7 protein-coding genes and 2 tRNA genes are annotated in these 10,774 nt (G+C 43.5%); 3 read left to right on the plus strand and 6 right to left on the minus strand.

The window, feature by feature from the left end:
• Nucleotides 1-9: 9 nt before the first annotated feature.
• Both ACT3TU_RS04770 and ACT3TU_RS04775 read left to right on the plus strand, forming a co-directional pair.
• Nucleotides 10-2,097, plus strand: coding sequence for a catalase (locus ACT3TU_RS04770; protein ID WP_192529033.1), 2,088 nt, complete (start codon nt 10-12; stop codon nt 2,095-2,097).
• Nucleotides 2,098-2,418: 321 nt separating this feature from the next.
• Nucleotides 2,419-3,204: an MBL fold metallo-hydrolase gene (locus tag ACT3TU_RS04775; protein WP_192529034.1), complete on the plus strand. Its 786-nt coding sequence runs from the start codon at nt 2,419-2,421 to the stop codon at nt 3,202-3,204.
• 192 nt (nt 3,205-3,396) lie between these two features.
• On the opposite strand, the gene ACT3TU_RS04780 is transcribed toward ACT3TU_RS04775, so the two are convergent.
• The 4 genes from ACT3TU_RS04780 to ACT3TU_RS04795 all read right to left on the minus strand — a co-directional run bounded on the left by ACT3TU_RS04780 (nt 3,397) and on the right by ACT3TU_RS04795 (nt 7,486).
• Nucleotides 3,397-3,472: transfer RNA gene (locus tag ACT3TU_RS04780), tRNA-Lys, on the minus strand.
• Between the two features lie 187 nt (nt 3,473-3,659).
• Nucleotides 3,660-3,735: transfer RNA gene (locus tag ACT3TU_RS04785), tRNA-Lys, on the minus strand.
• Nucleotides 3,736-4,019: 284 nt separating this feature from the next.
• On the minus strand, nt 4,020-6,014 hold the full coding sequence (locus ACT3TU_RS04790; protein ID WP_444784074.1) for a MacB family efflux pump subunit: 1,995 nt from the start codon (nt 6,012-6,014) through the stop codon (nt 4,020-4,022).
• 104 nt (nt 6,015-6,118) lie between these two features.
• The gene (locus ACT3TU_RS04795) at nt 6,119-7,486 is read right to left on the minus strand and encodes an efflux RND transporter periplasmic adaptor subunit (RefSeq protein WP_192523253.1); all 1,368 of its coding nucleotides are present in this window, start codon (nt 7,484-7,486) and stop codon (nt 6,119-6,121) included.
• 283 nt (nt 7,487-7,769) lie between these two features.
• On the opposite strand from ACT3TU_RS04795, the gene ACT3TU_RS04800 reads away from it, so the two are divergent.
• Entirely contained in the window at nt 7,770-8,507 is a 738-nt protein-coding gene (locus ACT3TU_RS04800) for a LemA family protein (RefSeq protein ID WP_192523254.1), read from the plus strand.
• A gap of 349 nt (nt 8,508-8,856) precedes the next feature.
• Here the strand turns inward: ACT3TU_RS04800 and ACT3TU_RS04805 are convergent, their stop codons facing one another.
• On the minus strand, nt 8,857-9,933 hold the full coding sequence (locus ACT3TU_RS04805) for a DNA polymerase III subunit delta (RefSeq protein ID WP_192523255.1): 1,077 nt from the start codon (nt 9,931-9,933) through the stop codon (nt 8,857-8,859).
• 64 nt (nt 9,934-9,997) lie between these two features.
• Complete coding sequence (locus ACT3TU_RS04810) at nt 9,998-10,741, minus strand: LPS-assembly lipoprotein LptE (protein WP_225735215.1); 744 nt, start codon at nt 10,739-10,741, stop codon at nt 9,998-10,000.
• Nucleotides 10,742-10,774 lie beyond the last annotated feature (33 nt).

Consider the following 10,774-nt stretch of genomic DNA (forward strand, 5'->3'; position numbering starts at 1 on the left):
GGATATTTTATGAATAAGAATATTGATCATACTGACCCCGCTAAAGATATGAATACCGAACGTGGCAACGGTGGTGAAACCCATCAGCGTGCAGGTGATGACACCAAAGACATGACGACCCAGCAAGGGGTAGTTATTTCTGATAATCAAAACTCACTTAAGGTTGGTGCTCGTGGACCAACGCTGTTAGAAGACTTTGTATTACGTGAAAAGATAAATCATTTTGACCATGAGCGTATTCCTGAGCGTATTGTGCATGCGCGTGGTAGTGCAGCACATGGTTATTTTGAGCTGACTGAATCGCTCGAAGAGTATACCACTGCAAAGATTTTGACAGAAACCGGTAAGCAGACGCCATTATTCACGCGTTTTTCTACGGTTGCTGGTAATAAAGGCTCAAAAGATACGCCACGTGATGTTCGTGGTTTTGCGGTGAAAATTTATACCGAAGAGGGCAACTGGGATATCGTCGGTAACAATATGCCGATTTTCTTTATTCAAGATGCAATGAAGTTCCCTGATCTCGTGCATGCTGTGAAGCCAGAACCTGATCGCGGTTTTCCGCAAGCGGCATCGGCGCACGATACCTTTTGGGATTTTGTATCGCTGAGCCCTGAGACCATGCATAATGTTATTTGGCTGATGAGTGATCGCGCGCTGCCACGTAGCCTTGGGATGATGGAAGGCTTTGGTATCCATAGTTATCGCTTTATCAACAAAGATGGCAAAAGCACCTTTGTGCGTTTCCACTGGAAGCCAGTCCTTGGTGTGCAGTCACTCACTTGGGATGAAGCGGTTAAAATTTCTGGGGCAGATCCCGATTACAATCGCCGTGATTTATTCGAATCGATTAATAATGGCGATTATCCAGAGTGGGAATTTGGCGTACAGTTATTTACCGAAGAAGAAGCCAATAAGTTTCCGTTCGACCACCTAGATGCGACCAAACTGATTCCAGAAGAGTTAGTGCCAGTAAAAATAGTAGGTAAAATGGTGCTAAACCGTTATCCAGATAACTTCTTTGCTGAAACGGAACAAGTGGCGTTCTGTCCGTCGCATTTGCCACCAGGTATCGATTTTAGTAATGATCCACTATTACAAGGTCGCCTATTTAGCTATTTGGATACCCAGCTTACGCGCTTAGGCTCACCGAACTTTGCTCAAATTCCCATTAACGCGCCAAAATGTCCATTTGCTAATAATCAGCAAGATGGTCATATGCAGATGCAAGTGCCAAAAACTCGTGTCCTTTATGAGCCACAAAGCCTAGATACAACGAGACCGCGCGAGAGCGTCAAAAAAGGCTTTGAGTCGTTCCATGAGCAGCTAGACGATGGCGTTAAAGGTCGCGTGCGTGCCGAAAGCTTCGCCGATCATTATAGCCAGCCGCGTATGTTCTATCGCAGCCAAACACCCGCTGAACAAGCCCATATTGCCTCTGCCTACGCATTTGAGCTGGGTAAAGTAGATACCGCACATGTGCGTACGCGGATGCTTAGCCATCTACGTAATATCGATGAAGACTTGGCTAAGCGCGTGTCTAGCGCTCTGGGTATGGAATTACCAAAAGCGGCAGAACCAGCAGCGCCGGTACAAGATATGGCGACATCGGATGCGTTACAGACCATTGGTCGTACGCCAAAGAGTTTAAAAAGTCGCTTAATTGGTATCTTGGTGGCAGAAGGCTCGAAGCATAGCGAAATTAAGAAGTTTGAAGATGCAGCCAAAGAGCAGGGCGCTCGAGTAAAAATTGTCGCACCAAGTAAAGAAGTTGTCTTGGACGATGATACACGTATACAAGCTGATGAACGCGTTTCTGGTGGTCCGTCAGTGATGTTTGATGCGGTGGTTAGTATCATCATGCCTGAGCAAGCCAAGAAGCTGGCTAAAGACAGCGCAGCGTTAGATTGGTTTACAGATGCTTATGCACATTGTAAAGCTATTGCTTATTGCGGCGCGACCGATGAGTTTATTCTGAGTAAGTTACCCATTGAAAAAGATGCGTTTGTAACGCCATTGGCGGACTTAGATGCTTTCATTGAAAATGCCAAATCACGTCTGTGGGAGCGCGAGCCAAAAGTTCGAGATCTTGCTTAGTTTTTTAATCTAAATTTCTAAACAAAGAACTCAGCCTACGTGCTGGGTTTTTTATTGTTATAAAGATAAATTTTTATAGGATAGCTATGTATAGTCAGTGAGAAGTAATATCGCTACATCACGTACTGCAGGTAGCGTTTTTAAAGTATTTTAACTATAGAGTCATTATAGAAATAATAAAACACTTATGAAATATGGTCACAAGCGTTCACTCAAAATCATTTATTTTAAAATAACGGGCGTTATACTAAGGCGCGCTAGTTTAATCAACGAATAAAAAGAGTATCACAAGAATGACTGAGAAGAGGTCAAGGAAGATAAATGAGTTTATGTAATATCGTACGCTTAGATGGTTATATTCAAAGTACGTACCTTGCGGTGTATCCAAATAAAATTATGCTATTAGACGGTGCTTGCCGCCCTGACGTATCGATGGTATTGGACTATATTAGAACGACTTTGCAAAGACCAGTAACGGATTTAAAAGTCGTCATGGTCACCCATATGCATCCAGATCATGCAGGTGGTGCACATCAATTTAGAGAGAAAACAGGCTGCCAGATTATCTCTGCGGATAAAAAAAATCAATGGTATGGTGGAATCGGGGGACATGCCATGCATTTGGTTGATATCAATCTTGCCCATTATGTGGCTAAGCGCCAAGGTCGCTCTTTTAGAAAGCTGTGGTATCCAGCGCACTTGCAGCCTGATTTGACAGTCAATGATGGTGATACTATTCCGCAGTTTGATGACTGGCAGGTATTGGAAACACCAGGGCATACAGACCGTGATTTGTCGCTATTTCATGTACCTAGCCGGCAAGTATATACCGCTGATTTGATTATTAAACTGAGCCACAAATTTGTGGCGCCTTTTCCAATTTATGATCCTAAAGTGTATATTCAGTCACTTCAAAAAATAAAAGATTTACAACCGTCCAATGTGATGATGGCTCATGGTCGTGAGCTGGCAATAGATGAGACGACTTTTGATATGCTGATTGCTCAAGCGCCTAAGCATCCGCGTACGATTAAAGATACCATTAAGCATAAATTGCTGTGGCGAAAAGATGCTGATTTTAGTGTTTTTAAACGCAATCGTAAATAATTAGTTCAATATAAAAAACGATACAGTGAGACAGAAGTGAGTTTTTTGCAGTCTCAAATCACAATATAACGTATTTATTTTATCGACTCTAAGGCGTGTCCTCATTTTTATAACCATTTTTAAAATGAGGACACAGCCTAGAACAATAGACGAAAAAAAGCCCAATCAAATAAATGACTGGGCTTTTGAATATGGTGGACCGACCGCGACTCGAACGCGGGACCAATTGATTAAAAGTCAACTGCTCTACCAACTGAGCTATCGGTCCTGAGCGAGGATAGAACGAAGCATTGCTTCGTCCGAGCGCAAGAGAATTTACATTTTCGTAAATTCTAAAAAACTCGATATCAACACTAGGGTTGAACTAGAACCTTATTTAAATAAGATTCTTTAAAACTAAAATTATCAAGCCAATGCCGAGTAGGCAAAATACTTAATAAGTGTACTGCTAAACATGGTGGACCGACCGCGACTCGAACGCGGGACCAATTGATTAAAAGTCAACTGCTCTACCAACTGAGCTATCGGTCCTAATGGTTTTCTTCAAGCCTGATTTCTTTATCTATGAAAGCTTCAATATCAAAAGAGGCAACAAACTTGTTTACCCGTTTAGATTGTTTGTATCTCTAAACGTGAGAGCACATTATATATATAATTAAGACAATTACAACCCCGAATTATAAAAAAAGTGCAAATCCTACGTAATTAATCATAATCTTTTTAAATAGCAGCTTTATCTGGGGGTTTAGCTACTTAGATTGCTAGTTATTTTAGCCTTTAGCAGTGAAGTTTTCAATATCGTCATTAATAATCATCTAATCTCTAGATAGCGCTTCTACTGGATCTAGCTTGGCAGCGTTACGTGCCGGTAAAAAGCCGAAAACAACACCAATGAGTGTTGAGCAAACAAAAGCGGCAATAATAGAAGTTGATGAATAGATGACTTGAAAGCTGTCACCGCCGACCCGGTTAATCAGCTCGCCGATGGCAAACGCCATGCCAATACCCAACAGTCCACCTAAGATACAGACCAAAACGGCTTCGATAAGGAACTGCTGCATGATATCGCTTTGACGCGCGCCGACTGCCATACGGACGCCAATCTCATTGGTGCGCTCAGTTACTGATACCAGCATGATGTTCATAACCCCAATACCGCCGACAATTAACGAGATAATGGCGATGGATGAAATCAGCAAGGTCATAGCCGCGGTGGTCGACTCAATGGTTTGACGAATAGAGTCGGAGTTACGTATACGGAAGTCATCGGTACCATGACGGCTTTGCATGAGCTCAGAGATGGCTGATTCGGCAGCAGAGGAGGAGATATTGTTATCAATCAGTGCCACAAAGCTTTCAATATAAGCGCTACCTATCAGGCGTGACATCATGGTGGTATAGGGCATATATAAGGTGGGCGAGTCTGCACCTCTACGAAAGCCACTATCGTTTGGCTCTAATACACCAATAACGCGCCCAGGAACGCTACCTATTAGTAATACCTCACCGATAGGATTGGTATTATCAGGGAAAAAAGTCTTATTGGCATTGGAATCAATAATGATGTCTTGGGTACGGCGTAAAATGCTTTGTTCCTCAAAGCCTTGACCCATTGCCAATGTTTCACCGCTGACATCAAGATAGTCTTTACCAACGCCGCTAATACTGGCCGCTTCTTGAACATTACGATAGCGGACGTTCATATTGCTATTAAGCTGCGGGCTGACACTGACAACATAAGGCTGATCGGCGACCGCTTGCGCGTCTTGTGGGGTTAAATTATCATCATTGTATTGTCGTCTAGGATCGCCGTATGGGTAGCCGTCGGTGACGGTGATGGTATTGGTGCCAAGTGAGCTGATGTTGGACAAAATCTGCGCTTGTGAGCCCTTACCAAGACCGACAACTGACACCACCGAGGCAATACCAATAATAATCCCTAACATCGTCAATAGTGTGCGCATTTTATGGGCGCACATGGCGAGTAATGACATTTTAAAGGCTTCAAATAAGCGATCGATAAAGCTGCTAAAGGCACTTTTACGATGTTTGTCTATTATAGGTGCTGGTTGCGGTTCTACTTGCTGATAGTCTTCGTTTTTATAATCAGCAATGATATAACCATCTTTGATTTCAATCACACGCTCAGCTTGGGCGGCAAGGCTCGGGTCATGAGTAACCATGATAATGGTATGACCTTGCGCGTTTAAGTCTTTTAGGATTTGGACAACATCTTCGCCCGACTTACTATCCAGTGCCCCTGTTGGTTCGTCAGCTAAAATGATGTCACCACCATTCATCAGTGCCCTAGCAATAGAAACGCGCTGCTGTTGGCCGCCCGATAGCTGGCTTGGGCGATTATTTACTTTGTCCGCTAACCCTAAATCTGACAATAGCTTTTCGGCGCGGTCACTACGCGCTTGTCCATCCATCCCTGCATAAACGGCAGGTACAGAGACGTTATCACGAGCGCTAATATCACCGAGCAGATGATAACGCTGAAAAATGAAACCAAAGTGCTCACGGCGTAGTTTAGCCAGCTCGTCCGCATCTAGACGGCTGACCGATTGACCATAGATTTGATAGTCGCCTGCTGTTGCTTGATCTAAACAACCCAAGATATTCATCAAGGTTGATTTGCCTGAGCCTGATTGCCCAATAATAGCGACCATTTCACCTTGATTGATGGTCAAGTTGATATCGTGCAATACGCGAATGGTCTGCTCGCCAGCTTGAAACTCTCTAATCAGGCCTTTAACTTCCATCAAGGGCGTCACAGTGGCATTAGAAGTCGGGTCTTGGTTGCTCATTTGCTATCCTGCTTATCTCAAATCTCAAGTCATTATCAAAGCTAAAGCTGATGTTTTGCTCGCGTCGATTTTGTTTCAATTTATCTTCTATTAAATACTAAAAATTAAAACGGACGACCACCTCTACCGCCAGATTTATTAGGTCCTTCTTCACCTAATATGACCTCGTCGCCTTTTTTAAGACCACTTAAGATTTCAGCATTAACGCGGTTATTGATACCGACTTTGACTGTCTGCTCAACGACTTCGCCATCGGCTTTAAGGACGCGGACAGTGGCCATGGTGGCGTTAGAATCGCTATCAGGATTAGCGGCAGTATTATTATCAGCGTTAGACTCTTTTTTAGCACCTCGATTTCTATTGGATTTGGCAGGCTGTAGAGCAGCAGAGGGAATAAGCAGCGCGTCTTTTGCTTGATTGATAACGATATAAACTTGCGCGGTCATATCGATACGAAAGCGGCGCTCGGTATTGGGTACTTCGATATAACCGACATAATAGATGGCTGCATCGGTCGAGCTGGTGTCGCTAATCTTCTCAGGCGCAGGTTCAATGGCTTTAAGGGTTGCATCATATTTTTTATCAGGATTACCGATAATATTAAAATAAACCGGCAAGTCTGCTTTGACGTTAATGACATCGGCTTCTGAGATTTGCGCATTTATTCGCACAGTAGATAAATCTGCCAAGGTCACAATAGTTGGTGCGGTTTGATTGGCGTTAACCGTTGTACCTTGTTCAGTGGTAACCGATACCACTGTCCCTGACATCGGCGCGCGAATGGTGGTGTAGCTTAAATCTTCTTGCGCAGTACTGACGTTGGTTTGAGATTTACGTAATGCGGCCTGTTGGCTGTTGATGTTGGCTTCTGTCGTAGCAATGGCTGCCTTGGCGGTATCGATAGCCGCACGTGCGTTGGTGACCGCTGCTTTAGCGGTTTCTACCCGAGTCGCTTGCGTATCGTATTCCTGTTGCGAGATGGCGTCGATAGCGACCAGTGATTGCAGGCGAGTAAAGTCAGACTGCGCTTGTTTTAAATCCGACTGGCGGCTATTAAGGTCAGCATAGGCACTTTTTAAGCCTGCTTGCCGACTTAAGGATTCTGCTCGTGCGCTTTGTAGGGCAGCCTCACTTTGTTCAAGGCTGGCTTGCTCATTGCTTAGATTGTTCTTTTGGGTGACCTGATCAATCTGCGCAATCAAATCACCTTTTTGTACTTGATCACCGACGTCAACGAATAGCCGTGTCACTTCACCAGATACCTGTGCACCAACATCGACCGTATTCAGTGCTTTGACTTTACCAGAGGCCATGACGTTATTTTCTATATCGTCAATTTCAGCAGTTGCGGTTAGATAGTTAGGTGTGGTTTTTTTTGGTTTTAAAGTTTTGTAGGCTAGAGCCGCTAAAGCGACGACGACTAAGGCAATAATGCCCCATTTGATAGCAGACTTTTTGCTCATTTTGCGCATGACAACAATCCAATCACAATTAAATCAAGTATAGCTATAGTAGAGACTTCATGGGTAAAAGGGAATGGCAAATAGTTTAAGAAAGGTTAAGGGAATAGGCAAACCATTCTGTATTACTAATAGTTAATAAGAAATACTGTGGCAGTTTAGCTAGGCATATCATCAATTAGCGCCATTCAAAGATAGAACTTGGGTATAATATTACCCACGAAAAAGCTTCTATTTTTAGAATTTTGATTACTAAAAGTTTATATTATTATAAATCGGACAAGGTGTTTTTGATATGTGGTTAATTATTATCGTTGCAATTGTGGTTGCAATACTGATTTGGGTGGCAAAAACTTATAATAGATTGCAGACGGACATGCAATCCATTCGTGAACAACTTTCTAACTTACAAGCTGCCTTAAAAAAGCGTGTGGACTTGGCCAATCAAGTAATTGATATCGCTCAAGGTTATGGTGAGCATGAGAAGTTAGCACATTTAGCTGTGAGTAAAGGCAATCAAGCCATGGATTCTATGAAAGCCTTAAGCCAAGCGTTTCCAGACCTAAAAGCCAATCAAACCTATCAAACGCTGATGGGTCAACTTGAAAATTTGGAAGAAACGATTTTGCAGCGCCGTGAGCGTTATAATGCCAGCGTGCGTAATTACAATAGCTATCGAAATAGTGTACCCACCATCTTTATCGCGCAAAAGTTATCATTTTCTATCGCCCCTTATTATGAGTTAGAAGATCCAGATTTCATGGAAAAAATAAAACTTTTTGAGCGTGACGATTCAGAAGCTTTGCAACAGCTTATCGAAAATAGTGGCAAATCTGTCAGTAATACCATCCAAAGCTCTAAAACTAAGCTGCAAGAGCAATTGGTGGATATTCAAAATAGTAAACAAGACAATAAATCTGTGGCTGCTAATGCCGTAAATAATGAGGGTTTGCAAGGTCAGGATGATAATTCTCAGTCTTCTAAGACTGACGCTGCAACTATAGAAAAGCCAGATGAAGAAAGCATTAAATAAGCTGGTTTTAAGTAAGTTAGGGCGTGTCCTCAATCTGAGCATTAAACTTTAAATGGGCTAAAAATAGCTAAATCTTTGCCAAACTGCGTCAAATAGCTGGTTCATATCTCGATATTAACTGTACTATTTTCCTTGTTTAGCTACGATTTATTTCATTTTTATCACCATTTTCAAAATGAGGACACGCCCTAGTAGTGTTGCTGTTCAAAGGTGGTGCGGTGTTTTAATACCAGCACCACTTTTTTATGGTTATTATTTAAATGAAGGTGGTTTTTTATAAGCCAGTATTTTCAATGAAGATCGGCTTTAAATAGTATGGCTTTAAATGGCAAAAGTCGAAGCTTAGCTGTTAATTTGTAGCAAACAGTCTTTGCCCTGATAGTTCTAATGATGCCTGTAATAACAGCTCCCACGCTGGCTGGCGAATAAGCCCTTTGATGGCTTGGTCACAGCGATAAAGTAGGGCGGGCCATTCGGCAGTCTGGGCTGGTGACTGACGGCGGCACGCTTGTTGGTACAAGCCTTGTTTGCTGCGCCAAATACCGAGGGCTTGCGGGTCTTGTCCATCCATCAATTGCATAATTTGACGCATGTCTTTACTGATTGCCCACAGTACTAAGGTGGTTGGCTCGTCGGTGGCTTTGAGCTGAAACATGATTTTGGCAACTTGTGCACTATTACCAGCAAGCATCGCATCTGATAAATCAAATACGCTAAATTGGGCATCACTGACCAATGCTGCTTGTAAGTCTTTGATATCCAATGCGACGTTGGTAAAAGGCTTGTTAGGATGGCCGCCTTCTTGAGGGGTATTGTCACTATTTGCCATCAACTGCGGCGCAAATAAATACGACAGCCGCCATAAGGTTTGATAAGCACTTAATAAATGATGCTCAGTATGTGACATCAGTAGCTGCCAAGCGTCTTGAGACAGCTTTAGGCCAAATTGCTGGGCTTGTATCTGCAATAACTGCTGGCGCTGCTGTTCGTTATATAGATTGCAGTCAATGACGTGCCCATATTGAGTAAATGGCGCAAACCATTTACTGCTCTGAGCGCGTTTGTCTTGCTTTGGGGTGAGCCATAATAGACTGTGACTGTGCGCCCCTGTTTGTGCATCCTGAGCAAAGCGTTCTAGCTCGGTGATGACTGCCTTATCGGGTTTATGGTTGCCCGTGACGATGAGTGCGCTGGCATCATCAAATAAAGACTGGCTGCCCAGCTCTGATAGCACTTCTTGCCAGCTTTTAACTGATATGAGTTCGATGCGCTTGATCGCATAATTCTGTTCGCGCCAATGCGGGCGCATGGCATCGATAAGCCATTGGCTGAGTAATGGCTCGTCACCATGTGCCAGCCACAAGCCAGCTACTGCAACGGAGGGTTGCAGTAGCTTCGGATAGGCTTTTATAAAGGTATCTTGCATAGGTTATGAGTACACAGATGGATGGACGTAAATATATAATATGAAAGGGGTTGCGCCTTGTTACCTAAGGAGTTGGCACGACAACCGTGGTTGATGCTGAGCCATCACCGATTTGTACAGGTTTTTTGACCCCAGTCGAGCTGACTTTAGGTAGAGAAATGGCAACATATTGATCGGTGATACGGCGTGCCAAACTGTCATAGAGCCAGTCACGAATTTGATCGCCTTGCTGATCATCGGTGCTGACCGATGCTTCATTGTATTGATAGCTGCGCTCGACTCGGATAGGGTTGCTTAGCGTAACTGGTTTGCCATTATCGGTGGTTTGATAACTGACATCAGCTGATAGCACCAAGCGGATTTCTGTCAAAACACCGACCAGCTCATAACGCTTAAAACGCACGTTATTAATAGTGATGGCAGAAATTTTTGTCGCGTCCACTTGTTTATTATTACTAGCAACGTCAGCCGCGGTCATATTATCAATGGCATCGACGCCTAATATTTCTAGGCGTCTGGTTAATGGTAGCTTAAGCGGAAAGGAAGTGCGATTGTCCTCGATAATCACCGCTGTTTTGGCGACATCAAGCAGCATTGGCGCATCATAGCCACGTAGCTGAAAGCCGCAACCACTCAGACCAGCAGTTGCTCCTAGCACTGCAAACATTGGCAGTGCAGCAAATAATACCGCCGCTAGCTTTTTTCTACCAGCCAGTTTTTCCGCACCAGATTTAGAGTGTTTGGCAGAAGTGTTTTTATTGCTTAAGCGGGTTTGAGACGACGGTGCTGCTCGATGTTTATACGACATAATCGTTATCCTGATATTATAAGAAGGCTCAGA

The organism is Psychrobacter sp. AOP3-A1-26, assembly GCF_052378235.1.
Lineage (GTDB): Bacteria > Pseudomonadota > Gammaproteobacteria > Pseudomonadales > Moraxellaceae > Psychrobacter.